This window comes from Streptomyces roseoverticillatus, from assembly GCF_000719265.1.
Classification (GTDB): domain Bacteria; phylum Actinomycetota; class Actinomycetes; order Streptomycetales; family Streptomycetaceae; genus Streptomyces; species Streptomyces roseoverticillatus.
In genome coordinates, this window is the sequence record NZ_JOFL01000013.1 from 117,040 (window position 1) to 141,153 (window position 24,114).

The following is a 24,114-nucleotide window of genomic DNA, read 5'->3' on the forward strand; positions in this document are numbered from 1 at the left end:
AAGAAGGGGTGGGGACGTGGATCTCACCGTCGTCTCGTACGCCGTCTACCTGGTGATCAGCCTCGGCCTCACGGTCTGGGTCGCCCGTACGCTCAGCCGCAACGGGCGGGTCTTCCTCGCCGACGTCCTGCACGGCAACGAGAAGCTCGCGGACGCCGTGAACCACCTGCTGGTGGTCGGCTTCTACCTGGTCAACCTCGGCTTCATCGCCCTGTACCTGCGGGACGACAGCACGATCGCCGACGCCCGCGGCGTCTTCGAGGTGCTGTCGCGCAACCTCGGCGTCGTCCTTCTCGTGCTCGGCGCGATGCACCTGGGCAACGTCTACGTCCTCAACCGGTTCCGCCGCCGCGGTCTCATGGACCGGGAGCAGGTCCCGCCGGTCGCACCGCAGGGCTACGCGGGGCAGCAGGGGCCGTGGACGGCGCCGGTCGCGCCTGCCGCCCCGGCCGGCGGGCACTGAGCCCGATGGCCACCGCTGCCACCGCCGGCCGGGGCGCCGCCGGACTCCGGGGCACCGGCACCGCTCTTCGGAGCGCCCCGGTCCGCCGGCTCACCGTCCAGCCGGCCGGCGGCTGCGATGTGCGCAATGCGTAGCCGCACTCTGGTCGGCCTCGCCGCCTTCGGTGCCGTGGCCGTGCTGACGGCCCTGGTGGTCCTGCTGAGCCCGCCCGCCGGGTCGGCGGAGCCTGGGGACGTGATCGGCTCCTGGCGCAGTCACCAGGCCGGGGCCCTGACCCTGCGCGCGGACGGCACGTTCATCGCGGTGCGCGTCCCCACCGCCTTCGCCGCGGACGACGAGCGGCCCACCGCCTGGTTCACCGGCCGCGGAACCTGGTCCCTGAAGAGGAAGCCCAAGCTCGGCCACCAGCGGATCCGGATCGAGAACGAGGCCGGGGAGACGTACGAGGTGTCGATCGCGGGCGAGGGCGCGCGCGACGGCCTGTTCATCAAGCCGCCGGGGGACACGGCCACCCAGTTCCGCTTCAAGAAGACCCTTTAGGCTCTGATCCGTGCCAGCAGCAGAGAACGAGCCCCGGCCTGCGAAAAGCGAAAAACCCGCGAAGAGCGAGAAGAGCGAGCAGACCCGCACCCTCATCCTGGAGACCGCGATGCGGCTCTTCCAGGAGCGCGGCTACGACAAGACCACCATGCGGGCCATCGCCCAGGAGGCCGGGGTCTCCGTCGGCAACGCGTACTACTACTTCGCCGGCAAGGAACACCTCATCCAGGGCTTCTACGACCGGATCGCCGCCGAGCACCAGGCGGCGGTCCGCGAGGTGCTGGACCGGGAGACCGACCTGGAGGCGCGGCTCTCCGGCGTGCTGCAGGCCTGGCTGGACATCGCCGCGCCGTACCACGAGTTCGCGGCCCAGTTCTTCAAGAACGCCGCCGACCCGGACTCCCCGCTCAGTCCGTTCTCCGCCGAGTCCGAGCACGCGCGGGAAGCGGCCATCGACGTCCACCGCGAGGTCCTCGCCGGAGCCAAGGCCAAGATCCCGGCCGAACTGCGCGACGTCCTCCCGGAGCTGATGTGGCTCTCCCAGATGGGCCTCGTCCTCTACTGGGTCTTCGACCGCTCGCCCGGCCGCGAACGCACCCGCCGCCTCGCCGACCGCGGTGCCCGCCTGACGACGCGCGGCATCTCCCTGGCCCGCTTCCGCGTGCTCCGCCCCCTCGTCCTCGAAATCCACGAGCTGTTCACGGACTTCCTGCCGGGCATGGCGCAGACGGTGGTCGCGCGCAAGTCGTAGCGGTGGCCGGTCACCGGCCCGTGAAGAGACCGTGGGGAGGGGCGAGACCGTCCTTGGGCCCCGGGTCGGCACGGGTGTAGCGGTCGACCTGCCGGTAGTAGTCGTGGGCGCCGCGGACGACGTGCCAGTACGCGGTGGCGCACTTCAAAGCGTCGGCCTTCGTCCGCCCTGTGACGCCGGCCGCGTCGAGCCGGCCCGGCAGGTCCTGCTGGGCCGCGACCATCCGCCGGGCGCGTACGTCCAGCATGCCGGCGCAGCGGTCCACGGCCTCCTGGAGGCCGACGCGCTCGTGGTGCCCGATCAGGATCACCGCGTTGTGGAAGGCGCCGGCTTCGCGTTCCTTGCCCACGGACCAGAAGTCGTTGTGGAGGCCGAGGTATTCGGCGGCGGCGTGGCGCAGGTCCCGCAGGGCGGGGAGACGGCGTACGGCTTCGGGCAGGTCGACGCCCGCGCCCGGCTCGGCGAGGGACAGCATCACGTACGCGCCGAACGCGTGGGCACGCTGGCGCGGGTAGGCGTCCAGGCGGGGGTAGCGGTGCGCGACCCGGTCGGCGGCGTCCTCGCGGTACGTCCGGAACCAGCCCTCGACGTCCCGGCGGAAGGCCCGGCTCCAGCCGGGCGACCGGCCCTCCTGGACGCGCAGCCGGATGTCGGCGAGGGCACGCTCGGCCGGCGTTCTGCCGGGGCGTCCGCCGAGCACGTCCAGCAGGGTGGCGAGCGTGGAGGCGCAGCGGGCGGGGTCGCGTCCGTCCGGGCCGTCGTCGAACTCGTCGTCCATGATGCAGATCCAGTACAGCCACGGTGTGAGCCGGGCCAGCACGGGCGGACTCGCCGCCGGGTAGAAGAGCGTGGCGGTGAGGGGCAGGCGGGCCCGGCGGAGAATGCGCCGGGAGGCGGCGGACCGGCAGAGCCCGAACCGGTCCAGCCACGCCTCCGCCGCGGCGTGCGCCGCTCGTAGGTGAGGGCTCGGGGCGTGGGGAGGGGCGGGCATGGCGACCTCGGGGACGACGATGCCGTCGAGGCCGTAGGGGGTCGGGGGCGGCGCCGTACGGACGGTTGTCGTCATGGCCTCTCCTACGCGGGGGTGGTGATGACGAGTCCTACGCGGGGGTGGTGATGACGAGCGTCCCCGAGACCTTCATGGACTTGAGCCCGCCGGGGGCCGAGCAGTCCGTCAGGGGAATCGTGGAGTGGACCGCGTCGATCACCGCGGTCCAGGTGCCGCCCTGGTAGCGGCCCTGGGTGATGCCGCCGCTCAGCGGGGTCTGGACGTTGAGCAGGTCCGAGATGGGCTGCAGCGACCAGCTGTAGTCCATGGCCGGCGTCCCACTCGTGGCGTTCCAGGTGGCGTGGTTCGCCGCCTCCGGCTTGCTGCTGTACGTGCCCGCACCGCAGGTCACGTTCTTGCCGACGCCCTCGGACACGAAGTCCGCCGTGGTGACGGCCGGGTCGCCGGTGCAGTTGTTCAGCGTACCGTTGGGGGAGCCGATCCTGGCCGTCACGCTGGGCTGCGGGGTGAGGGTCAGGGCCGGTTCGAACGTCATCGTCCAGGTGTGGGTACAGGTGATGACCTGCGCTTCCTCGGCCGACGAGACGTCGTGCACGAGGAGTCCGCCGAACAGGGCGGCGATGGCCGCGACGGTGGTTATGCGCCAGGGGACGCGCCAGGGGATCTTCATGTGGGGACTCCGTGGGTGGGGTGGGTGAAACGCCGGGCGAAGAGGAGCACCGCGCCGCTGAGGACCAGCGCGGCGACGGCGTACAGCGGGACCGTCAGGGGGCCGCGGGCCCAGGAAGCGCCGCTGACGGAAAGGGCGAGGGTGCCGCCGAGGAGCCCGGCCAGCTGGTTGCCGGCCGCGGTGCCGCTGAGGCGGACGCGGCCGGGGAAGAGCCCGGCGACGAGCGTGGCCTGCGGGGCGTACATCGCGGCGAAGGCGACCAGCGCCAGAACGCAGCCGGCGGCCAGGGCGGGCGCCGAACCCGCCCGGGACAAGGGCACGAACGCGGCGGCCCACAGCGCCGTTCCCGCGGTGCCCGCCAGACAGACCCGGCGGGCGCCCCAGCGGTCGGAGAGGGCGCCGAAGAACGGGATCAGCGCGATCAGGGCCAGCGGGGCGAGGACCGCGGCCGCCACGAGCGCGGTGACGGACAGGCCCGCGACCTTCAGGGAGAACAGCGCCGAACCGAAGGAGAACGCGAACAGCACGACGTCCGCGCCCAGGGCGACGGCCGCGGCGGTCAGCAGCTCGGTCCGGTGGGCGGACAGGAGAGCGGCGAGCGGCCGTGCCGCCCGGTCACCCGCCGAGGACAGCTCTTGGTACGGCCCGCTCTCCGCGATCCGCGCCCGCGCCCACAGCCCCGCCACGACGAGCAGCGCCGAGAACAGGAACGGCAACCGCCATCCCCAGGTCAGAAACGCGCCGGGAGACATCAGGGCCGAGACGCCCGTCAGCATGCCGAACGCCAGCAGGTTCCCGGCCGGGGCCCCGATCTGCGCCCAGCTCGACACCCGGCCGCGGCGCCCCGGCGGCGCGCACTCCAGCGCGACGACGGCCGCGCTCGCCCACGCGCCGCCCAGGCCGAGGCCCTGCAGCAGGCGCAGCGCCACGAGGAGCAGCGGGGCGGCGATCCCGATCTCCCCGTACGGGGGCAGCACCCCGATCAGTCCCGTCGCCGCGCCGGTCAGCACCAGCGTGGCCACGAGCGCGGCACGCCTGCCGTGCCGGTCACCGATGTGCCCGAAGACCAGCCCTCCGACCGGCCGCGCGACGAGGCTGACGCCGTAGAGGCCGACGGCGGTGAGCACGGCGGTGAAGGGGGCGAGGTAGGGGAAGAACTGGTGCTTGAAGACCAGCACGCTCGCGTTGACGTAGAGGAAGAAGTCGTACCAGGTGAGCGTGGTGCCGATGAGGCCTGCGGCGATGGAGCGGCCCGGCACCGATGCCGGCGGCGATACCGTCACATCAACCTCGCAAAGTCGATAAATCGATCATTTGCGATGATGCGGGACGCGGCGGGTGCCCGCCATGGGGAGCGGCGGGCGGTACGGCCATTCGGCCGACAGGAGTCTTACTGCAGCGCCCGCTTGCGGGCCTCGTCCGCCCGGCTGCTCGCCCGGCCGGAGGCGAGCAAGGCGATGACGGTCGAAGGTATCCATCCCCACTTGGCGACGAAGTCCGCGATGATGCCGGTGACCGAGTCGTCGTCGGTGAAAAGGGCGACGGCGATTGCCACGATTCCGAAGAAGAACCAGGCACCCCAAATATTCTTGTGGGTGTCTTTCGCCGCAGCTTTGATGTCCTTGTAGCCGTCAGCCATGGGGCCCCCTCTGTCGTGGTCTGCGGATCCTAACAAGCGGACAATCAGGCAACCGTTGTGCCAGAAGCCGCCGGAACCGACGGTGCTGACGGCTCCCCGTGCGAGGGACATCCGTACGCTGGGGGCCGGGGCGGTCTCGTGCGCAGGTGTGGAAGAGCGGGCCGCAGCACGGCCGGACGACGATTTCGGGGTGAGTGGACGTGAGCGGGCCGAGTGGCGCGGCGGGCATATCCGGTGAGCGGGGAGCGAGCGCCGGGGGCAGGCGGCGGGTGCTGCTGCTTCTCGCCGTGGCGGGGCTCTCCTACCTGATCGACCTGGGCAGCAAGCTGGTTGTGGTCGCCGAGCTGGAGAACCGGCCTGCCGTCCGGGTGATCGGCTCGTGGCTGGAGCTACGGGTGATGCGCAACCCCGGCGCGGCGTTCAGCATCGGCGAGACGACGACCATCGTGTTCACGCTCATAGCCACTGCCGTCGCCGTGGCGATCGTCCGCCTGGCGCGCAAGCTCTACAGCACCCCGTGGGCCATCGCCCTGGGCCTGCTGCTCGGCGGCGCGCTCGGCAATCTGACGGACCGTCTCTTCCGTTCCCCCGGAGGCCTGCAGGGCGCGGTCGTCGACTTCATCTCCGTCCGCGGCTTCAGCGTGATGAATCTCGCCGACTGGGCGGTGTTCTGCGGCGGCGTCCTGATCGTGTTCTGCACTCTTCGGGGATGGGAACTGGACGGCACGAGGGGACAAGCCGGCGCCCGGAGTGCCGAGGCCGCTTGACTCCCGGGCAACCGGAGCCGGATGGTGCGGCACCCACGCGGGTGCCGCACCGCCTTCACCCGGCTTTGTGGCAGATGAGCAGGCTGAGTCCGCTGTCAGGCTCGGTGCTGGCTCCGAACCCCGTGCCCTGTCCCGCGGCCATGGCGGACTCCATCACCTGCAGATCGAGAAGCACCATCTCGTTCCCCTTCCGTCCCGCTCGCCGATGCCCGCAGGGGGCCCGTAGGGGCCTTGCCCCGCGGGGGGCCGGGGCAACCGGCCCCGGCCGCTGCCGGGCGCGCAGAAGAGTTCCGGCCGACCGGGCGTCTAGCGCCCTTCGAGGAGGGATTCGAGGAGGGACGCGTACTGGCTGCCCGTGTCGAACGGTTCGTAGCGGGGCGGGTCGGTCTCACTGATGAACGGCTCCAGTGGCGCGACCACCGTGCTGTAGGAAGGGCGGTGCTTGTACTGGATGGAGACCCTGTCGACGGGCACCGGACCGACGCGGTGCAGCGCCGCCCGGTAGGTGCCGTTCGTCCACCGTTGCAAGTAGTCGCCGAGGAAGACGAAGAACGCGTCAGGGATCACCGGAACCGGTATCCATCCGCCATCCGCGCCCCGTACCTCCAGGCCCGGCTCGTCCTGCGCCAGGACGGTGAAGAGGGCGTGATCGACATGCGGTGACATCGCATAGTCCACCGTATTGGCGATCTCCGCGCCGTATCCCACCTTGTAGTAATTGAGCCCCAGCCGGTGCATCGGCGACTTCATGCAGGAATCGAAGAAGCCACCGTTCAGAGCGAGATCGGCGACGCACGCGGAGAGAAGCGAGTCGCCCAGGACGACCATGCGCTCGAAGAGTTCGGCGCACCGCCGGAAGGGCTCGTGGTAGAAATCCGCCGGCCGGCCCGACGCGAGGGCACCGGTCGTCCGCCCGATCCTGTACTGCTCACAAGCCTCGCCGCCCGCGTGCGAGGTGCTTCTCTCCTGACCCACGCTCCGGTAGCCCAGGAACTGCGAGCGCACATCGGCGGCCAGGTTCTTCTTCTCGTGAGCCGGACGTGCATAGAACCGCAGTGTTTCCTCGAACGCAGGCGATACCAGGCCGGTTGGTACGCCATGATTGAGCACGAAGAAGAATCCGTCGCGACGGCACGCTGCGCCTATCTCGGCGACCGCATCTTCCGAGGTCAGGTCCACTGACGCGATGGCCGATCCCGATACCTTTGCCGAAATCACCCCTGTGACACCTCCGAAAGATCTTCCATGCGAAGGGGATCTCCGTAGCTCAGTATCCCGACCAGGTGCCGACCGGGCATCCACTCAAAGTGTTCTCCTCCGTACGCCGGTTTACGGAGACGGTTTCAGCCAAGTGTAAGAATGCGGCCCGGCGTTGACGTCGTTTTCCGCTCGCACTACTTTCCTCGCTGCCCGACGAGAGGTACTCGAGTGCGGCTGCCAGGAATGCCCTTCGTGAACCCCCGTGCCGACCGGCACGCCACCGGACCCGTCCTCGCCCCCGCCCCCGACTCCGCCCGCATCCCGCAACGCCCGGCAGCCCGCCATTCCACCGGGTGGGCGCTGGCCATGCTGGGCATCACGGCCCTGTGGGGATGGACCTACGTCGTCGTCCAGGACGCCGTCGTCCTCCTCCCCGTACCGGCGTTCCTCGCCTACCGCTTCCTAGGCGCGGCAGCCTTCGTCGGCCTTTTCCATTACCGCGACCTTGCACGGATGACGGCTCGTGAAGTGGCGGGCGGCGCCGTCGCCGGAGGCGTGCTTTTCGCCGCGTACGCGCTGCAGACCGCCGGCCTTCAGGACACCACCGTGTCGAACGCCGCCTTCATCACCGGACTCGCCGTCGTCTTCACCCCGCTCCTATGGGCCCTCGCCTACCGGACGCCACCGCGCCCTCGCCGGACCGCCGGCGCCGTCCTGGCCCTCGCCGGACTGGCCCTCCTCACGCTCAAGGGCCTGTCGGTCAACCGCGGCGACGCACTGATGCTGGGCTGCGCCCTCGCGTTCACCGTGCAGAACGTCGTCCTCGCGCGCATCGGCCCGGGCGCCCGCACCGGGCTCCTCACCGTCGTACAGCTGACGACAGTGGGCCTGTGCGGACTGCTGTGGTCCCTCGTCACCGGAACTCTCGCCGCACCCGCCACGAGCGGTGTCTGGGTGGCCCTGGCCGTCACCGCGCTCCCGGGCTCCGCACTCGCCTTCTTCGTCAAGACCAAGGCGTTCGCGACCTCATCGCCCGGCCGCATCGCGTTGATCATGGCGATGGAACCGGTCTTCGCCGGCCTCTCCGGCTACTGGTTCGCCGGGGAGACCTTCACCGCGGTCAACCTCAGCGGGGCGGGTCTCGTTGTCTCCGCGATCCTCCTCGCGGAGTCGGGGAAGCGGGCCGACGCGGCCGGTTGAGCCCGGCTCGCGTCGAGCGGGACCGTGACTGGGAGCGGGAACAGCGGTCAAACGCATGCGAGTTACCGGGCTCAGGCGATATCGTCCTGACACTGGTGATGATCGGTAAGGGCTGACCGGCGGGGCGTATACCCAGTACGCCCCGTACGGCCAACTCTCGGCCCGCCCGTCGCGGGGCCAGTCCCTGCGGCGGGCGTCTTTGCGTAGTCCGGTACCTCAGGTGCCGTACCACACGGCATCCACCGTAGCGCACTGCTCAGTTCGCCGCCGGGATCTGGGAGCGAACGGGCCGTGACCGGGTGAAGGCGCGGCCGTACGCCCGTTCCAGGCCGATCGCCGGGCACGTCTTAGCGTGCGCCGGTGAGGTTGTACTGGGTGTCCAACGTCAGGGTGAGCGTGTACGAGGGCGAGCCGGTAGTGCCGTTCTTGAAGCTGCCGCTCACGAGGTAGGGCCCTGTCCTGGTGCTGCCGCCCGGGCTGGTGTCGGTGTCCGTCGTGGTGCCGGAGCCCTGGACCGTGCCGTCCTGGAACAGTGCCGCGTCCATCGGCCCGAGCTTCTCATTGAGGAGGGTGGCTACGCCGTTGAAGGCCGGGGCGTAGTTCACCTCGGTGACGGTGATGGTGATGTGCCCGGCCTCGTCGGGGCCGGGGCCGGTCGGGTCGCTCTGCTTCGCGATGTCGACGAAGCACTCGGGGACCGCGCAGACCGCCCCGTTCAGGGTTCCGTTGTACGTGCCGTTGATATCGAAGGACGCCGGTGCTGCGGGCGGAGGGTTCGACGGCTCGGGCGTCGACGGGTTGCCCGGGGCCGGATTCCCCGGCTGCTGCGGGGCCGTCACTCCGGGCGGGTGCGGGGGTGGGGACGGCTGGTGCGTGCGGTTCCAGAGGTAGACGGCCCCGCCCGCCAGGGCCAGGATGACCAGCCCGCCCACGATCAGCGTCCCCAGGCCGAGCCCCCCTGCTATGCCGCCCACGGTCTCGGCAGCCGCCGCACCGCCGACGGCTTCGCCGGTCGCGGCGGCTCCCACGGCCTCCCCGGCAAGCGCGCTCTCCGCGGCGACGCCCTCGCCCACGGCCACCCCCTCGCCCACGGCGGCGCCCTCTCCGACGGCTGCTCCCTCACCCACGGCGGCCCCTTCGCCCGCTGCGGCGCTCTCGCCCGCCGCGGCAGGGCCACCCGTCGGGACCTCGGGCCCCACGCCTCCGCCGCCCGGCACCTTCGCCCACTGCGGCCCGGGAGGGCCGCCGGTGGGAACTCCGGAACCCACGCCGGGACCGGCGCCGGGCATCCGCGCCAGCTGCCCGGCGCGTGCGGCCTGAGCGGCTTCCGCCGCTTCCGCCGCTTGCGCTGCTTCCGCGGCCTCGTACTCCTCAGCCATTTGCGTGGCCTTCGTCAGGTCGAGCTCACCCTTCTGCGCAGACACTTGTTCCAGCATCGAGCGTGCGGCCTGCGGCCCTTGCTTCAAGGCCTGTTGGTACGCGGACACCCTCTCCGTTCCGAGCTCGATGGTCTTCTCCAGAAGCTGGATCTCCTTCTGGGCCGTCTGGGCGGTCAGGCCGTAGTTGACGTACTTTCCCGAGAGGAGATAGCGCCTGCAGGTGTCCAGGACCGTCCGTTTGAGGTCCAGGATGCTCTCCCACGCCCGGATCTCTCGCTGCAGTTCTTCCATCTTCAGCAGGTCGTTGACCGCGTCCCACGGGTTCATGGCTGTACCTCGTGCCCCTCATCGCGCTCCTGCGCGTCCCCGGGCAGTTCCATGTGGCGCAGGGCGGCCCCGTCGTAGCAGTACCAGCCGTTCGTGAAGTCCCACATCCACGCCTCCCCGCCGTGCACGACGAGCCCGGCGCGGAATGCCTGGGCGCGGAAGGACGGGGCGTCGATGCGCTTGGCGGCCAGGTCTTCGAGGAGTCGTGAACAGGCCGACAGCGCCGCCTGCAGCTTCGGTACGAGCTCCCCGTCCGCGGAAGCAGGCGACGCGCGTTCCTCCAGGCGCCGCCCGTCCACCCAGACGGGCCAGCCGCCGGAGGCCCTCAGTACGCGGGCCCAACCGCTGGGGGCCCGCTCCAGGAGTTGCACTTCCACGCCGGGAGCCAGACGGCCGTCCGGCTGTTTCATCGGGTCCGGCGCCTGCCAGAAGTCCAAGCCATCGGCGGGGGTCGTGTGGCTCGCGCTGAACGGCTCCCGCGACGTGTCGGAACGGTCCATGGCCGCCCCCTCTCAGAGGCCCCTGTTGCCAGTCTCTCACTTCGGGAGAACTCGCAGGTCAGGGCATTGATGGGGGCTCTTGGGGCGGCCGGTGTCAGTCTTTATGTCTCAGGCTGGGCGGTGACGAACGAGCCCATGCCGGGCGTCGTCACGATCAGCCCCTCGGCGCGGAGGGCCGCCGTGACCTTGCGGACGGTCGCTCTCGCGACCATGCACTCCTGTTCGAGCTTCGTCTCGGAAAGGAGGTAGTTCGGCGGGTACTCGCCCCTGGCGATGCGTCGCCGAAAGTGCCTGGGGAAATGAATCGGGATCAGTCGGCTCAGTTACACCTTCCGCTGCCGCTGAAGCAGGGCGTGTAGGCCGGGTTCGGGGGAGGAAGGGGAGCCGGGTGGCGGCGGTCGTAGTCGTGCTGAGCGAGTGTGAGCAGCGCGGCTACCGCGCCGGCGGCCAGGAGTTGCGACAGGACTGTCCAGGGCGCGCGCGACAGCAGCGCGAGCCCGGCAAGCACGAGCGTGGCGATGAGGAAGTGCTGCGTCCAGGCGAGCCCCGCGAGCCTTGCCGCCTCGATCTGCTCTGCGTGCCCTTGCGCGGCCCACACCTCCATGCCGTACCCGAATTCGACCGCCACGAATACGGCCGCCTCGACTATGAACAGCAGAATGCCGACGCCGACGTCCTGACCGAGTGACGTCCTGCGTGACCAGGGCCGCCATGTGCGCCGGGGCGGAGGTTCGGGGAGTGCGCTCGTCATAGCCGCACCTTGCCGGGCGGCTTGCGGGGCACGCATGAGTACGCGTACTCAGCCTGCGCGCTGCCCGCCTCGCGCGCCCGCCCCGGCGATCGTCTCGCGCCGCCACGCGTGGAAGGCTTCCTCCAGCGCCCGCGGCCCGGCGTACCGGGACCCGTGGAGACGTACGAACTCGACATACGAGTTCATGTACGCGAAATTCTCCCTCGGTTTCGTGGTCTTCCTGGCGAGGAACCGGTCGATGTCCGGCACGGGCCAGGAGGAGGAAAGGACGTGTGCGGGGTCGAGGAGCATGTCGGCGTGGGCGGTGCCGTCGAAGTGAATGCGTGTGGACGGCCGGTTGATGTGGGATGCGCCCGCTGACAGGGCGCGGTCGTCGCTCGGGTCGCACCGCAGCCACTTGCCGCCGAGGTGAACGACGCCGAAGAAGTGCCGCGACGTCTCGTCGCACATCTCCCGCAGCGCGGGGAACCAGCCTTGGCCGAAGTATTCCTTTCCGTTGACGACGAGTACCCCGAATCCGGCGGGGATGTTCTGCGCGCGCAGCATGGCGCACAGCAGGTTCGCCTTGTTCGAGCAGGATCCGCGGCCCATCCGCAGCGTTTCCGTCGCGGTGTGCGTCCAGTCGTGGAGGATCGCGTACTTGATCTCATCCTGCACCCACCGGAAGAGCGCCACTGCCTTGTCGCGGTCGGTTATCGCTCCGTCGGTGGCCTCGGCCGCCGCGTCGGCTATCGCCTTTGATCCGGCGTCACAGAAGCGTGTGCTGTCCAGGAAACCCGTGCGTTTCACGTGCATGGACGGGAGGATCCTCGACGCCGTGGCGGCATCTCACGGTGATGGCGGCCACGGCACTCGGATAGGTGGACGGATGGGCGGACGGAAGGCGCCCGTCCTCAGTGGTGGAACGCCGTCGCCACCGTCTCCGGCCGCCCCAGCGGCCGGGGCTGGCGGCGGAGTTCCGGCAGCAGGGCGTGGAGGTCGTCCATAAAGAGGTCGGCCAGGTCGTGGGAGAAGCCGTTGCGGCAGACGACGCGGAGGACGGAGAGGTCCTCGCGGTCGGGCGGGAAGGTGTAGGCGGGGACGAGCCAGCCGCGTTCGCGCAGGCGGCGGGAGACGTCGAAGACGTCGTACGCGTCGATGCCGCCGGCCGTCGTGAAGGCGAAGACGGGGAGCTCGTCGCCGCGGGTGAGGAGGCGGAAGTCGCCCGTCTCCTCGATCAGGCCGGACAGGCGGCAGGCCACGTCGCGGGCGTTCTGCTGCACCGCGCGGTAGCCGTCGCGGCCGAGTCGCAGGAACGTGTAGTACTGGGCGGCCACCTGCGCGCCGGGGCGGGAGAAGTTGAGGGCGAAGGTGGGCATGTCGCCGCCGAGGTAGTTGACGCGGAAGACCAGCTCCTCGGGGAGGGCTGAGCGGTCGCGCCACAGGGCCCAGCCGACGCCCGGGTAGACGAGCCCGTACTTGTGGCCGGAGGTGTTGACGGAAGCGACGCGCGGCAGGCGGAAGTCCCAGACGAGCTCCGGATCGAGGAAGGGGGCGACCATCGCGCCGGACGCGCCGTCGACGTGGACGGGGACGTCCAGGCCCGTACGGTGCTGGAGTTCGTCGAGGGCCGTACAGACGTCGGCGACGGGCTCGTAGGAGCCGTCGAACGTCGAGCCCATGACGGCGACGACGCCGATCGTGTTCTCGTCGCAGAGGGCGGCCGCGGCGCCGGGGTCGATGTGGAAGCGGTCGCCGGCCAGGGGCACCTGGCGGGCCTCGACCTCCCAGAAGTTGCAGAACTTGTCCCAGCAGACCTGGACGTTGGCGCCCATCACCAGGTTCGGGCGGGCGCCGGCCCCCGGGTAGCGGTGGGCGTTGCGGGCGGCCCAGCGCCGTTTGAGGGCCAGGCCGGCGAGCATGCACGCCTCGCTCGACCCGGTGGTGGAGCAGCCGACGGCCGCGGACGGGTCGGGGGCGTGCCACAGGTCGGCGAGGATCGCCACGCAGCGCTGCTCCAGTTCGGCGGTGCGCGGGTACTCGTCCTTGTCGATCATGTTCTTGTCGCGGCACTCGGACATGAGGACGGCGGCCTGGGGCTCCATCCAGGTGGTGACGAAGGTGGCCAGGTTGAGCCGGGAATTGCCGTCGAGCATCAGCTCGTCGTGGACGACCTGGTAGGCGGCGTGCGGGGCCATCGGCCCGTCGGGCAGCCGGTGGCGCGGCGGCTCGGCCGCCATCCCGCCGACCGGGTCGGCCTCGCCGTACAGGAACGGGTTCACCGCCAGGCGGCCGTGGCGGCGTGCGGAGCGGCCGCCGTGTACGCCGTGTGCCTCTCGTACGCCGCGTACGTCCTCGCCTCGGTGCAGGGCCATGATCGTGACGATACGGACTTGCACCTCACGTAACGGGAGGACGCACCGTGGAGCCCGTAAGCGAAAGGAAGCGGACATGAGCTATTCCGTGGGGCAGGTCGCCGCCTTCGCCGGGGTGACCGTACGGACGCTGCACCACTACGACGAGATCGGGCTGCTCTCGCCCGGAGGCCGCAGCCACGCGGGTCACCGGCGCTACGACGACGCCGATCTCGACCGGCTGCAGCAGATCCTGTTCTACCGGGAGCTCGGCTTTCCGCTGGACGAGGTGGCGGTGCTGCTGGACGAGCCGGGCGCGGACCCGGCCGAGCACCTGCGCCGCCAGCACGGCCTACTCACCGAGCGGATCGAGCAGCTCCAGCGCATGGCCACCGCAGTGGAGCACGCCATGGAGGCGAAGAAGATGGGTATCAAGCTCACGCCGGAGGAGAAGTTCGAGGTGTTCGGGGACTTCGACCCCGACGTGCACGCGGAGGAGGTCGAGCAGCGGTGGGGCGACACGGAGGCCTACCGCGAGTCGCAGCGCCGGACCGCCTCGTACACGAAGGAGGACTGGCAGCGGATCCAGGACGAGACGAACGGCCTCAACACGCGCATCGCCGCCCTCATGGGCACCGGTGCGGCCGCTGACTCCGCGGAGGCCATGGACCTCGCCGAGGAGCACCGGCAGCAGATCGTGCGCTTCTACTACGACTGCACGTACGAGATTCACACCGGCATCGCCGAGATGTACGTCACAGACGAGCGGTTCGCCGCCCACTACGAGGCGATCCGGCCCGGCATGGGCACCTACCTGCGGGACGCCATCCGCGCGAACGCGGAGCGCAAGGCCTGAGGGGTCCGAGGGGCCTGAGGGGCCCGGGGGGTTGTGAAAGGCGGGGGGGGCCGGCGCATCTGCCGGCCCACCCCGCCTGCTGCTTTCCTGCCGCGTTCCTACGGGCGGGACGAGATCACGACCGCCGTGCCGTACGCGCACACCTCCGTGCCCACGTCCGCCGCCTCCGTCACGTCGAAGCGGAACATCAGCACCGCGTTCGCGCCGCGGGCCCGCGCCTGCTCGATCAGCCGCTCCATGGCCTGGTTGCGGGTCTCCACCAGGGTCTTCGTCAGGCCCTTGAGCTCGCCGCCGACGAGGGACTTCAGGCCCGCACCGATCTGGCTGCCGATGTGGCGGGAGCGCACGGTGAGCCCGAAGACCTCGCCGATCACGCGGTCCACCTTGTAACCCGGCACGTCGTTCGTCGTCACCACCAGGACGTCGGACTGGGACTGCCCGCCGCCGTACTCCTCGATGCCCATCGCATCCACCTCCGTGTGTGCAGTTTTGCGGGTGCCTGACCAGGACGCATGCCGGGGCCGCGGGGTTGCGCCGACCGGAGGCACGGGCGCGGGGGAGGGGGTGAGGGGAGGCGTAAGGGAGGACGCGGGGCGGGCCGCTGCCGCACACTGGTAATCACACTGGAACGCGGCTGAGGCCCGCCGCGTTGGTAACTTGGGGCCGCACATCACCCCACCCAGCCTGTGCCCGGGCCTCGCACGAGCCTGCGCCCTCGACCCAGGAGCCTGTCACCCGTGACCCCCATGACCACTCTCGCGCTCGGCCCGCAGTGGCTGGACGCGAACTATCTGATCGAGCAATTCGGTCTGATCGGCGTCCTGGCCATCGTCTTCGCGGAGTCCGGCCTCCTGATCGGCTTCTTCCTCCCCGGCGACTCGCTGCTCTTCACCACGGGCCTGCTGGTCACCACGGACCAGATCAGCAAGCCGCTGTGGCTGGTGTGCACGCTGGTGGCGGTCGCGGCGATCCTCGGCGACCAGGCGGGCTACCTCTTCGGCCGCAAGGTCGGCCCCTCGCTGTTCCGGCGCCCCGACTCCAAGCTCTTCAAGCAGGAGAACGTGGAGAAGGCGCACGAGTTCTTCGAGAAGTACGGGCCGAAATCGCTGGTTCTGGCCCGCTTCGTGCCGGTGATCCGTACGTTCACGCCGATCATCGCCGGCGTGAGCCGGATGAACTACCGCTCGTTCCTCACCTTCAACATCATCGGCGGCATCCTCTGGGGCGTCGGCGTGACGCTGCTGGGCGCGGCGCTCGGCAAGATCGAGTTCGTCAACAAGAACATCGAGCTGATGCTGGTCGCGATCGTGCTGATCTCGGTCGTGCCGATCATCATTGAATTCCTGCGGGCGCGCTCGAAGAGCAAGAAGGCGGCGGCGCAGGCCGCTGCGGCGCCGGCGCCGCAGCCGCCGTACGGCGGCGGGTACCCGGGCGCGGGGCAGGCGCCGTACGGCAGCGAGGGCCGGAACGGCTACCCGGGCACGGGGCAGAGCCCGTACGGCGGCGAGGGTCAGAGCGGGTTCCCCGGCGAGAGCCGGAGCCCGTACGGCGGTCAGGGCCAGAGCCCCTACCCGGGACAGAACCAATACCCGGGGCAGAACCCGTATCCGGGTCAGAGCCCGTACGCGGGCCAGAACCCGTACCCGGGGCAGAGCCCCTACGCGGGTCCCGGCCAGGTGCCGTACTCCGGCGAGGACCAGAGTCAAGGCCACGACCAGGACCAGGACCAGGGCCCTGCGGGCGGCCCGCGACCGCCGTCCCAGCGGGGGCGGCACGCCCGTCGCTGACGGCCCGCGCTCCCGCCCGGCTGCAGCCCCATTCCGCATAGAGCCGACCCCACTGGGCACACGCACCTCTGATCAGGCATTGTGACCCTAGGGCTACGGCTCTGCGGGACGTTCCGGCGATACGGCTGGTCCGGCACCGCCGACAGTCGCCGTCGTGGCCGCGCGCCGTCTCGGCGGGCGGCGTGCGCCGGCATCGGCGGTGAGGGGCCGGCCGCGGAACGCCCCGGACGACCGGCGGGCAGGGCGTTACGAGGAGAACGAGGTGGCTGAGCGCCAGCGGGGTGAGGCACCGGAAGATCGCAAACCCCAGTCCGACGAGGCGCGCAGCGCCTTCACCCCGCCGCTCGGCGTCCCCCTCCCGCCCCCGCCCGAGGACGAGCACCCGACCTCCGAGTTCGCCGTCCCCGAGGGCATCGCCCCCGAGCCGCCCGGCGAACCCGAGGGCTCGGCCTTCACCCTCCCCGCGGGCACCGTCGCCCCCGACTCCAGCACCACGCAGAGCACCCTGCTGCCGGGCTACACGCCGCCCTACGGCATGCCCAAGGTCAGCCTGACCAAGGACACGCCCTGGCAGGACCGCATGCGCACCATGCTGCGCATGCCGGTCGGGGAGCGGCCCGCGCCCGAGCGGGCCACGAAGCAGGACGAGCCCGGCCCGCCCGTACCCCGCATCCTCGACCTCACCCTCCGCATCGGCGAGCTGCTGCTCGCGGGCGGCGAGGGCGCCGAGGACGTGGAGGCGGCGATGTTCGGCGTCGCGCACGCGTACGGGCTCCACCGCTGCGAGCCGACGGTCACCTTCACGCTGCTGACCGTCAGCTATCAGCCGTCCCTTGTGGATGACCCCGTCACCGCCAACCGCACGGTGCGGCGGCGCGGCACCGACTACACGCGCCTGGACGCCGTCTTCCGGCTCGTCCACGACATCACGTCGCAGGGGCTGACGCTGGAGGAGGCGTACCGCCGCCTCGCCGAGATACGCCGCAACCGCCACCCCTACCCGGGGTGGGCGCTGACCGCGGCCTCCGGGCTGCTCGCCGGCGCGGCGAGCATGCTCGTGGGCGGCGGGCTCGTGGTGTTCCTCGCGGCCGCGGCCGGCGCGATGCTGGGCGACCGGCTGGCGTGGCTCGCGGCGGGGCGCGGGCTGCCGGAGTTCTACCAGTTCGTGGCGGCCGCGCTGCCGCCCGCGGCGATGGGTGTCGCGCTCAGCGCCCTCCACGGCTACGTGGACGTCCAGGCGTCCGCCGTGATCACCGGTGGGCTGTTCGCCCTGATCCCCGGGCGGGCGCTCGTGGCGGGCGTTCAGGACGGCCTGACGGGCTACTACATCACCGCCGCGGCCCGCCTGCTGGAAGTCGGCTACCTGATCGCCGGCATCGTCTGCGGCGTGCTGATCGTCCTCTACGGGGGCGTGCACATCGGCGGGGCCACGCTCAACCCGGGGGCGGCGCTGGAACGCGTCGAGCGGCCCGGGGTGCAGATCGTCGCGGCGATGCTGCTGTCGTTCGCCTTCGCCCTGCTGCTCCAGCAGGAACGTCACTCTGTGTGGGTCGTCACCCTCAACGGCGGGGTTGCCTGGGTCGTCTACGGCGCGCTCGCCGACACCGCCGGGCTCGACCCGGTGCCCGCCACGGCGATCTCCGCGGGCCTGGTGGGCCTCTTCGGGCAACTGCTCTCGCGCTACCGGTACGCGTCCGCTCTGCCGTACGTGACGGCGGCGATCGGGCCGCTGCTGCCCGGTAGCGCGGTCTACTTCGCGCTGCTGAACTTCGCCAAGAACGAGCTCAACACGGGCATCGCCAGCCTCACGAAGGCGGCGGCGCTGGCGCTGGCCATCGCCATCGGGGTGAACCTCGGCTCCGAGATGGCCCGGATGTTCCTCAAGGTCCCGGGCGAGGCCGCGGGCCGCCGCGCGGCGAAACGCACACGAGGCTTCTAGCGCGAGCGTTGCGCGGGGCGCGCCGCACGGCTCGGGGCGCCCCGGCAGCTTCTATCCGCCGCGATGGCGACCCGCCACAGCGGACGTCTCCGGCGGTGCCGAGCGCGCTTCTGCTCGTACGGGATCGCCGGGCTCCACCGTCGTGGTCGCGTGCCGCTGCGGCGGGTAGGGGGTGGCTGGGGCAGCACCTATGCGTTCCGGGTGTTGCGGCACCCCTCGTCCGCCGCGGCGGCGATACGCCACAGCGGACGTCTCCGGCGGTGCCGAGCGCACCTCAGCTCGTACGGCACCGCCGGGATCCACCGTCGTGGTCGCGCACCGCTGCGGCGGGCAGGAGTTGGCCTGGCCGGACAGCACCATGCGTTTCCGGGTGCCCCGGCAGCTTCCATCCGCCGCGACGGTGACCCGCCACAGCGGATATCCCCGGCGGTGCCGAGCGCGCCTCTGCCCGTACGGGCACCGCCGAGATCCACCATCGCGGCGGATTCAAGGATGCGAGCGCATCCTTGAAAGGCCACGGGGCCGGGGTGCCGTACGTCGCGTACGGCACCCCGGCCCCGTGCAAAGCGAGCCGCAGGCTCAGTGGTGGGCGCCGCCCGCCGCCTCGAGGCGCTTGTAGGAGGCCTCGATCTCCGCCTCGGCCTCCGCGCGGCCGACCCAGTCCGCACCCTCGACCGACTTGCCCGGCTCCAGGTCCTTGTAGACCTCGAAGAAGTGCTGGATCTCCAGGCGGTCGAACTCCGACACGTGGTGGATGTCGCGCAGGTGCTCCATGCGCGGGTCGTTCGCCGGGACGCACAGCAGCTTGTCGTCGCCGCCGGCCTCGTCGGTCATGCGGAACATGCCGATGGCGCGGCACTTGATGAGGCAGCCGGGGAAGGTCGGCTCGTCCAGGATGACGAGGGCGTCCAGCGGGTCGCCGTCCTCACCGAGGGTGTTCTCGACGAAGCCGTAGTCCGCCGGGTAGCTGGTCGAGGTGAAGAGACGGCGGTCCAGGCGGATGCGACCGGTCTCGTGGTCCACCTCGTACTTGTTCCGCGAACCCTTCGGGATCTCGATGGTGACGTCGAACTCCACGGGTGGCTCCTCCATGATCAACACATACGTCTGGTGATTAAGTGTCTCTCACGTGGGTGTGTGCTGGCGAAAGGGGCTGGTCGTGGAGTCGGAGACCAGGTCGTGGCGGCCGCGGCTGCAGCTCCGGCCGCGGCTGCCGCAGCCGTTGCGCGGTGGCTCGCCGCGGGCGCGGACCGTCCGTTTCGTCGCGGTGTCCGCGCTGGCCGGATGCGTCGTGGCGGCGGGTGCCGTGGGCGCGGCCGGGCCCTGGGAGGGCGGTCAGCGCAGGGCCGAGCGCGCCCGGGCGGCCGCGGGCCCGGAGGCGGAGCGCGACGAGCACGGCGGCGGCCCCGTGCGCCCGGCCGCGCCGCCCGTGCTCGCCGGCCTCGGCGGGCGGGCCACGGCGCCGCTGCCGGCCCGGGAGGGCCTCGCGGGGGCGCTGGAGGGCCTGCTGAAGGACGGGGCGCTGGGCGCGCAGACGTCGGCGGCCGTCGTGGACGTCGCCACCGGGCAGCAGCTGTACGGGGCCGACCAGGACACGCCGTACACCCCCGCCTCCACGATCAAGACGGCCACGGCCGCGGCGGCGCTGGCCGCGCTGGGCCCGGATCACCGGATCGAGACCACCGTCGTCGGCGACGGTGACACCGTCGTGCTGGTCGGCGGGGGAGACCCGACGCTGACGGCCCGCCCCGCGAAGGAGGGGGCGCCGGCCGCCGCGAGCCTGAAGGAGCTGGCCGACGCGACCGCGCGTGGCCTCAAGGCGCGGGGCAAGGGCCGGGTGAAGGTCGCGTACGACGTCTCCCGCTACTCCGGGCCCGCCCTGCACCCCATCGGGCCCAACGAGAACATCGCGCCGGTCAGCGCCCTCATGGTGGACGAGGGGAGGCTGGACGACTCCGACCACGGCCCCGCCGACCGCACGACGGACCCGGCCGGGGACGCGGCGCGGAAGTTCGCCGGGATGCTGCACGACGCGGGCGTGGACGCCGACGGCGACCCGGCCGCGGGGCAGGCGGGCGCCAAGGCGGAACGTCTCGCCTCGGTGTCCTCGCCGCCGCTGGCCGCGCTCGTCGAGCGCACGCTCACCAACAGCGACAACGACATCGCGGAGGCGCTGGCCCGGCAGACCGCGCTCGCGTCCGGGCAGCCCGCCGACTTCGAGGGTGCGGCCAGGGCGGTGAGCGCGCGCCTGGAGAAGCTCGGCCTGCCGCTGTCCGGGGCGCGGATCGCCGACGGCAGCGGGCTCGACCGCGCGGACCACGTCTCGGCGGCCTTCCTGGCCGGGCTCCTCGCCCGTGCGGCGGATCCGGCCCGGCCGGAGCTGCGGCCCGTCCTGACGGGGCTGCCCGTCGCGGGCTTCAGCGGGACGCTCAGCGGGCGGTACGGGGCGGATGCGGCCGGCCGCGGCCTCATCCGCGCCAAGACCGGCACGCTCACGGGGGTGAACACGCTCTCCGGCACGGTCGTGGACGCGGACGGACGGTTGCTGTCGTTCGCCTTCATGACGGCGGGCGCGGCGTCCGGCGAGGCGGCTCAGGGCGCGCTCGATCGCCTGGCGACTACCGTCGCGGGCTGCGGCTGCCGCTGAGCCGGCCGCGGGCCGTCCGTGGCTGGTCGCGCGGTTCCCCGCGCCGCCTTACGGGGCGCCATGCCGCACTTCGGCAAGCCCGCAAGGGCCTCCCGCCGCAATGGCGCCGCACCCCCACGGCGAGGGTCCGGCGGAATGCTCCGCCGCCCCCGGGCCCTCGCCGGAGACACTTCGCTACCCCGAGCGGAGCGGCCCACGTACGGTGAAGCCATGACGAGCATCGGTGGTGCGGAGATGGTCGACTGGAAGCTCGCGGTGGCGACCGCGACCCGGTTCGTACGGCCCGGGCCGGAGGTCAGCCGGGAGGAGGCGCGGGCGGTCGTCGCGGAGCTGCGGCGGCATGCGGCGACGTCCGAGGAGCACGTCAGGGCGTTCACCCGGATGTGGCCCGGCAAGGGCGAGGGCACGGGGAGCGACACCCCGGTCCTCGTCGTGGACAGGGCGGGGTGGATCAAGGCGAACGTGGCCGGGTTCCGCGCGATCCTCGGCCCGCTGCTGGAGAAGATGCAGGACCGCCGCGCGAACGTCCCCGGCGGGGCGGTGTTCGGCGCGGTCGGCGGCAAGGTGACCGGCGTGGAGCTGGGGATGCTGCTGTCGTTCCTGGCGTCCCGCGTCCTCGGCCAGTACGAGACGTTCGCCCCGCCGAGCAGGGACCTGCCCGGTTCGGCGACGGGCGGGGGCCGGCTGCTGCTGGTGGCGCCGAACATCGTCCACGTGGAGCGCGAGCTGGACGTGAACCCGCACGACTTCCGGCTGTGGGTGTGCCTGCACGAGGAGACGCACCGGACGCAGTTCACGGCCGTGCCCTGGCTGCGCGACCACGTCGAGGGCGAGATCCAGGCGTTCCTGGCGGAGACGGACGTCGACCCGGCCACCCTGCTGGAGCGGATCCGGGAGGCGGCGCAGTCGCTGGCGGGTGGCCGTCCTCCGGAGGAGGACGGCGCGGACGAGGGCGGGCGCAGCATCGTGGATCTGGTGCAGACGCCCGCGCAGCGGGAGATCCTGGGCCGGCTGACGGCGGTGATGTCGCTGCTGGAGGGCCACGCGGACTACGTGATGGACGGCGTGGGGCCGCAGGTGGTGCCGTCGGTGGCGGAGATCCGGGAGAAGTTCCAGCAGCGGCGGGCGAAGGGCGCGGGCCGGCTGGACGCGGCGCTGCGGAGGCTGCTGGGTCTGGATGCGAAGCTGCGCCAGTACCGTGATGGTGAGCGCTTCGTGCGGGTCGTGGTCGACGAGGTCGGCATGGACGGTTTCAACAGGGTGTGGACATCCCCGAACACCCTGCCCACCAAGGCGGAGATCGCCAAACCGGCGGACTGGGTCGCGAGGGTGCACCGTCGTACAGAGCCGTGAACCGGAAGCTCCACCTCCGGGTAGAACGCCTCCGTAATCACCCGTCCGAGGGACCGTGAGCCAGGGGTGGGCGTGCGATGCTCGGGTAATGGCTCGCTTCTGTCACCATCGACGCACACAGCGTGACTGAGGCTTCGAAGCTCGCGCAGCTCCGAACGATCTCCATATGGAACGATTGGACACACGGACATGGGTCCACATCCCGCGGTCGCCGCGATACGCCTGGCGGTCCGCCGCGTACTTCACGACGTCCTCACCCCCACCACACCCTCATCCGTCCCCCCCGCCCCAGCAGGCCACAAGCCGCTCGTCCTCGTCGCCTGCTCCGGTGGCGCGGACTCCATGGCGCTCGCCTCCGCGCTGGCCTTCGAGGCCCCCCGCCTCGGCATCCGGGCCGGCGGAGTCACCGTCGACCACGGCCTTCAGCACGGCTCCGACCTGCGCGCCGCGGAGGTGGCGAGCCGCCTCGCGGCCTTCGACCTCGACCCCGTCGAGGCGCTGACCGTCAACGTCGGCCGGGACGGCGGCCCCGAGGCCGCCGCGCGCGACGCGCGCTACGCCGCCCTCGACGCCGCCGCCGAGCGGCACGGCGCAGCGGCCGTCCTCCTCGGCCACACCCGGGACGACCAGGCGGAGACGGTCCTCCTCGGGCTCGCCCGCGGCTCCGGCACCCGCTCCCTCGCCGGCATGGCCGTGACGTCCGGCGTCGGCGGCCGCTACCGCAGGCCCTTCCTCGGCCTCGACCGGCAGACCGCGCGCAAGGCCTGCATGGTCCAGTCCCTCCCCGTCTGGGACGACCCGCACAACGCCGACCCGGCCTACACCCGCTCCCGGGTCCGCCACGAAGCCCTCCCCGTCCTGGAGAAGGCCCTCGGCAAGGGCGTCATCGAGGCCCTCGCCCGCACGGCCCAGCTCTCCCGGGACGACGCCGACGCACTGGACGACTGGGCCGCCGCCGTGGAGCCCTCCGTCCGGGACGACAGCGGCGCCCTGGAGACCGCCAAGCTCTACGCCCTGCCGCCCGCGGTCCGCCGCCGGGTGCTGCGCCGGGCGGCCATCTCGGCGGGTTCACCGGCCGGTTCGCTCTTCGCCCGGCACATCGAGGAAGTCGACCGGCTGATCACCGGATGGCGCGGCCAGGGAGCCATCAATCTGCCCGGGCGGGTCGCGGTCCGCAGGCAGGGTGGCAGACTGGTCCTCCGGCAGGGCTGATTCGAACGGGCACGAACGTCACGAACGGGCCTCAGCTCGCCGCGGAAATGCCGGACGATCCGTAGACAAGCGAGAGTGGCGCGGGTGGACGACAAGGACATGGGCACCGACCTCAAGTCGGTGCTCATCACCAAGGAAGAGATCGACGCGAAGCTGGCGGAGCTGGCTGCGAAGATCGACGCGGAGTACGCGGGCAAGGACCTGCTGATCGTCGGTGTCCTCAAGGGCGCCGTGATGGTGATGGCCGACCTGGCGCGCGCCCTCTCCAACCCCGTCACGATGGACTGGATGGCCGTGTCCTCGTACGGCGCGGGCACCCAGTCCTCCGGCGTGGTTCGCATCCTCAAGGACCTCGACACCGACATCAAGGGCAAGGACGTCCTGATCGTCGAGGACATCATCGACTCGGGCCTGACCCTTTCGTGGCTGCTGTCGAACCTCGGCTCGCGCGAGCCCGCCTCGCTCAACGTCGTCACCCTCCTGCGCAAGCCGGACGCGGCCAAGGTCGCGATCGACGTCAAGTGGGTCGGCTTCGACATCCCCAACGAGTTCGTCGTCGGCTATGGTCTCGACTTCGCCGAGAAGTACCGCAACCTGCCCTTCGTGGGCACGCTCGCGCCGCACGTCTACGGCGGCTGAGCTCCGGGCCCTCGGTGCGGGCCACCCCGTCCGGCACGCGGGAACCGAATGACGGTTCCCGCCGTTGGAGCAGGGTAAGGCGGGTTGGTTGACCGTCTGCAGCGGCGTCGGGAGACAATGCTGGGGTACCGTCCGAAGGTCAGTCTTTTTCA

General features: G+C 71.5%; 26 protein-coding genes. 12 read left to right on the forward strand and 14 right to left on the reverse strand.

Going from position 1 to position 24,114, the window contains the following annotated elements; translation table 11 throughout:
* Positions 1–16 precede the first annotated feature (16 nt).
* The 3 genes from IF61_RS0117505 (at position 17) to IF61_RS0117520 (ending at position 1,754) form a co-directional block, all read left to right on the forward strand.
* A complete protein-coding gene (locus IF61_RS0117505) occupies positions 17–463 on the forward strand; it encodes a hypothetical protein (protein ID WP_030367346.1) in 447 nt (148 codons plus the stop codon).
* A gap of 126 nt (positions 464–589) precedes the next feature.
* Entirely contained in the window at positions 590–1,003 is a 414-nt protein-coding gene (locus IF61_RS0117515; protein ID WP_030367347.1) for a hypothetical protein, read from the forward strand.
* Positions 1,004–1,013: 10 nt separating this feature from the next.
* Complete coding sequence (locus tag IF61_RS0117520) at positions 1,014–1,754, forward strand: TetR/AcrR family transcriptional regulator (protein WP_030367348.1); 741 nt, start codon at positions 1,014–1,016, stop codon at positions 1,752–1,754.
* A gap of 10 nt (positions 1,755–1,764) precedes the next feature.
* On the opposite strand, the gene IF61_RS0117525 is transcribed toward IF61_RS0117520, so the two are convergent.
* From IF61_RS0117525 to IF61_RS0117540, 4 genes are all read right to left on the reverse strand, one after another.
* Positions 1,765–2,820, reverse strand: a complete 1,056-nt coding sequence (locus tag IF61_RS0117525) for a terpene synthase family protein (protein WP_052392773.1) — start codon at positions 2,818–2,820, stop codon at positions 1,765–1,767.
* Positions 2,821–2,854: 34 nt separating this feature from the next.
* On the reverse strand, positions 2,855–3,433 hold the full coding sequence (locus IF61_RS0117530) for a hypothetical protein (protein WP_030367350.1): 579 nt from the start codon (positions 3,431–3,433) through the stop codon (positions 2,855–2,857).
* Positions 3,430–4,716: an MFS transporter gene (locus IF61_RS0117535; protein ID WP_157848619.1), complete on the reverse strand. Its 1,287-nt coding sequence runs from the start codon at positions 4,714–4,716 to the stop codon at positions 3,430–3,432. The genes IF61_RS0117530 and IF61_RS0117535 overlap by 4 nt, the downstream gene beginning before the upstream one ends.
* A gap of 107 nt (positions 4,717–4,823) precedes the next feature.
* Positions 4,824–5,072, reverse strand: a complete 249-nt coding sequence (locus IF61_RS0117540) for a hypothetical protein (RefSeq protein ID WP_030367352.1) — start codon at positions 5,070–5,072, stop codon at positions 4,824–4,826.
* 200 nt (positions 5,073–5,272) lie between these two features.
* Between IF61_RS0117540 and lspA the strand changes: the two genes are divergently transcribed.
* The gene (gene lspA, locus IF61_RS0117545; protein ID WP_245684539.1) at positions 5,273–5,839 is read left to right on the forward strand and encodes a signal peptidase II; all 567 of its coding nucleotides are present in this window, start codon (positions 5,273–5,275) and stop codon (positions 5,837–5,839) included.
* 55 nt (positions 5,840–5,894) lie between these two features.
* Here the strand turns inward: lspA and IF61_RS35300 are convergent, their stop codons facing one another.
* The gene (locus IF61_RS35300) at positions 5,895–6,017 is read right to left on the reverse strand and encodes a SapB/AmfS family lanthipeptide (RefSeq protein WP_107043058.1); all 123 of its coding nucleotides are present in this window, start codon (positions 6,015–6,017) and stop codon (positions 5,895–5,897) included.
* A gap of 128 nt (positions 6,018–6,145) precedes the next feature.
* On the reverse strand, positions 6,146–7,018 hold the full coding sequence (locus IF61_RS0117555; RefSeq protein WP_245684540.1) for a 2OG-Fe(II) oxygenase family protein: 873 nt from the start codon (positions 7,016–7,018) through the stop codon (positions 6,146–6,148).
* Between the two features lie 273 nt (positions 7,019–7,291).
* On the opposite strand from IF61_RS0117555, the gene IF61_RS0117560 reads away from it, so the two are divergent.
* Positions 7,292–8,239, forward strand: a complete 948-nt coding sequence (locus tag IF61_RS0117560; RefSeq protein WP_169748827.1) for a DMT family transporter — start codon at positions 7,292–7,294, stop codon at positions 8,237–8,239.
* Between the two features lie 347 nt (positions 8,240–8,586).
* Here the strand turns inward: IF61_RS0117560 and IF61_RS35910 are convergent, their stop codons facing one another.
* The 6 genes from IF61_RS35910 to gad form a co-directional block, all read right to left on the reverse strand.
* Complete coding sequence (locus IF61_RS35910; RefSeq protein ID WP_030367356.1) at positions 8,587–9,945, reverse strand: hypothetical protein; 1,359 nt, start codon at positions 9,943–9,945, stop codon at positions 8,587–8,589.
* A complete protein-coding gene (locus IF61_RS0117570; protein WP_030367357.1) occupies positions 9,942–10,445 on the reverse strand; it encodes an SH3 domain-containing protein in 504 nt (167 codons plus the stop codon). The genes IF61_RS35910 and IF61_RS0117570 overlap by 4 nt, the downstream gene beginning before the upstream one ends.
* A gap of 101 nt (positions 10,446–10,546) precedes the next feature.
* A complete protein-coding gene (locus IF61_RS0117575) occupies positions 10,547–10,768 on the reverse strand; it encodes a GntR family transcriptional regulator (protein WP_052392776.1) in 222 nt (73 codons plus the stop codon).
* A complete protein-coding gene (locus tag IF61_RS0117580; RefSeq protein ID WP_052392777.1) occupies positions 10,765–11,196 on the reverse strand; it encodes a DUF6234 family protein in 432 nt (143 codons plus the stop codon). Before IF61_RS0117580 ends, IF61_RS0117575 begins: the two co-directional genes overlap by 4 nt.
* A gap of 48 nt (positions 11,197–11,244) precedes the next feature.
* Entirely contained in the window at positions 11,245–11,991 is a 747-nt protein-coding gene (locus tag IF61_RS33425) for a transglutaminase-like domain-containing protein (RefSeq protein WP_030367360.1), read from the reverse strand.
* Between the two features lie 98 nt (positions 11,992–12,089).
* Positions 12,090–13,550 carry a glutamate decarboxylase gene (gene gad, locus IF61_RS0117590; protein WP_030367361.1) on the reverse strand — a complete coding sequence of 487 codons (1,461 nt, stop codon included), beginning with the start codon at positions 13,548–13,550 and terminating at the stop codon, positions 12,090–12,092.
* Between the two features lie 76 nt (positions 13,551–13,626).
* Between gad and IF61_RS0117595 the strand changes: the two genes are divergently transcribed.
* Positions 13,627–14,385, forward strand: a complete 759-nt coding sequence (locus IF61_RS0117595; RefSeq protein WP_030367362.1) for a MerR family transcriptional regulator — start codon at positions 13,627–13,629, stop codon at positions 14,383–14,385.
* A gap of 98 nt (positions 14,386–14,483) precedes the next feature.
* Here IF61_RS0117595 and IF61_RS0117600 read toward each other — a convergent pair whose 3' ends face one another.
* The gene (locus IF61_RS0117600; protein ID WP_030367363.1) at positions 14,484–14,849 is read right to left on the reverse strand and encodes a YbjQ family protein; all 366 of its coding nucleotides are present in this window, start codon (positions 14,847–14,849) and stop codon (positions 14,484–14,486) included.
* Positions 14,850–15,131: 282 nt separating this feature from the next.
* Between IF61_RS0117600 and IF61_RS34275 the strand changes: the two genes are divergently transcribed.
* Complete coding sequence (locus IF61_RS34275; RefSeq protein WP_078660291.1) at positions 15,132–16,172, forward strand: DedA family protein; 1,041 nt, start codon at positions 15,132–15,134, stop codon at positions 16,170–16,172.
* A 262-nt stretch (positions 16,173–16,434) separates the two neighbouring features.
* Complete coding sequence (locus IF61_RS0117610; protein WP_030367365.1) at positions 16,435–18,111, forward strand: threonine/serine exporter family protein; 1,677 nt, start codon at positions 16,435–16,437, stop codon at positions 18,109–18,111.
* Between the two features lie 579 nt (positions 18,112–18,690).
* Here IF61_RS0117610 and IF61_RS0117615 read toward each other — a convergent pair.
* Positions 18,691–19,188 (reverse strand): inorganic diphosphatase, encoded by a 498-nt coding sequence (locus IF61_RS0117615; protein WP_030367366.1) that lies wholly within the window; start codon positions 19,186–19,188, stop codon positions 18,691–18,693.
* An 82-nt stretch (positions 19,189–19,270) separates the two neighbouring features.
* On the opposite strand from IF61_RS0117615, the gene dacB reads away from it, so the two are divergent.
* From dacB to hpt, 4 genes are all read left to right on the forward strand, one after another.
* Complete coding sequence (gene dacB, locus IF61_RS0117620) at positions 19,271–20,758, forward strand: D-alanyl-D-alanine carboxypeptidase/D-alanyl-D-alanine endopeptidase (RefSeq protein WP_078660292.1); 1,488 nt, start codon at positions 19,271–19,273, stop codon at positions 20,756–20,758.
* 210 nt (positions 20,759–20,968) lie between these two features.
* Positions 20,969–22,111: a zinc-dependent metalloprotease gene (locus tag IF61_RS0117625; protein WP_030367368.1), complete on the forward strand. Its 1,143-nt coding sequence runs from the start codon at positions 20,969–20,971 to the stop codon at positions 22,109–22,111.
* A 189-nt stretch (positions 22,112–22,300) separates the two neighbouring features.
* Entirely contained in the window at positions 22,301–23,323 is a 1,023-nt protein-coding gene (gene tilS, locus IF61_RS0117630; protein WP_030367369.1) for a tRNA lysidine(34) synthetase TilS, read from the forward strand.
* Between the two features lie 99 nt (positions 23,324–23,422).
* Positions 23,423–23,962, forward strand: a complete 540-nt coding sequence (hpt, locus tag IF61_RS0117635) for a hypoxanthine phosphoribosyltransferase (protein ID WP_030367370.1) — start codon at positions 23,423–23,425, stop codon at positions 23,960–23,962.
* Positions 23,963–24,114 lie beyond the last annotated feature (152 nt).

What these genes read in the sequence shown, in the direction of transcription:
- IF61_RS0117625 (WP_030367368.1), top strand. Translation starts at nt 20,969, where the DNA reads ATGACGAGCATCGGTGGTGCGGAGATGGTCGACTGGAAGCTCGCGGTG.
- hpt (WP_030367370.1), top strand. Translation starts at nt 23,423, where the DNA reads ATGGGCACCGACCTCAAGTCGGTGCTCATCACCAAGGAAGAGATCGAC.
- IF61_RS34275 (WP_078660291.1), top strand. Translation starts at nt 15,132, where the DNA reads ATGACCACTCTCGCGCTCGGCCCGCAGTGGCTGGACGCGAACTATCTG.
- IF61_RS0117595 (WP_030367362.1), top strand. Translation starts at nt 13,627, where the DNA reads ATGAGCTATTCCGTGGGGCAGGTCGCCGCCTTCGCCGGGGTGACCGTA.
- IF61_RS0117515 (WP_030367347.1), top strand. Translation starts at nt 590, where the DNA reads ATGCGTAGCCGCACTCTGGTCGGCCTCGCCGCCTTCGGTGCCGTGGCC.
- IF61_RS33425 (WP_030367360.1), bottom strand. Translation starts at nt 11,991, where the DNA reads ATGCACGTGAAACGCACGGGTTTCCTGGACAGCACACGCTTCTGTGAC.
- IF61_RS35300 (WP_107043058.1), bottom strand. Translation starts at nt 6,017, where the DNA reads ATGGTGCTTCTCGATCTGCAGGTGATGGAGTCCGCCATGGCCGCGGGA.
- IF61_RS0117530 (WP_030367350.1), bottom strand. Translation starts at nt 3,433, where the DNA reads ATGAAGATCCCCTGGCGCGTCCCCTGGCGCATAACCACCGTCGCGGCC.
- IF61_RS0117525 (WP_052392773.1), bottom strand. Translation starts at nt 2,820, where the DNA reads ATGACGACAACCGTCCGTACGGCGCCGCCCCCGACCCCCTACGGCCTC.
- IF61_RS0117580 (WP_052392777.1), bottom strand. Translation starts at nt 11,196, where the DNA reads ATGACGAGCGCACTCCCCGAACCTCCGCCCCGGCGCACATGGCGGCCC.
- IF61_RS0117570 (WP_030367357.1), bottom strand. Translation starts at nt 10,445, where the DNA reads ATGGACCGTTCCGACACGTCGCGGGAGCCGTTCAGCGCGAGCCACACG.
- gad (WP_030367361.1), bottom strand. Translation starts at nt 13,550, where the DNA reads ATGGCCCTGCACCGAGGCGAGGACGTACGCGGCGTACGAGAGGCACAC.
- IF61_RS35910 (WP_030367356.1), bottom strand. Translation starts at nt 9,945, where the DNA reads ATGAACCCGTGGGACGCGGTCAACGACCTGCTGAAGATGGAAGAACTG.
- tilS (WP_030367369.1), top strand. Translation starts at nt 22,301, where the DNA reads ATGGGTCCACATCCCGCGGTCGCCGCGATACGCCTGGCGGTCCGCCGC.
- IF61_RS0117600 (WP_030367363.1), bottom strand. Translation starts at nt 14,849, where the DNA reads ATGGGCATCGAGGAGTACGGCGGCGGGCAGTCCCAGTCCGACGTCCTG.
- IF61_RS0117540 (WP_030367352.1), bottom strand. Translation starts at nt 5,072, where the DNA reads ATGGCTGACGGCTACAAGGACATCAAAGCTGCGGCGAAAGACACCCAC.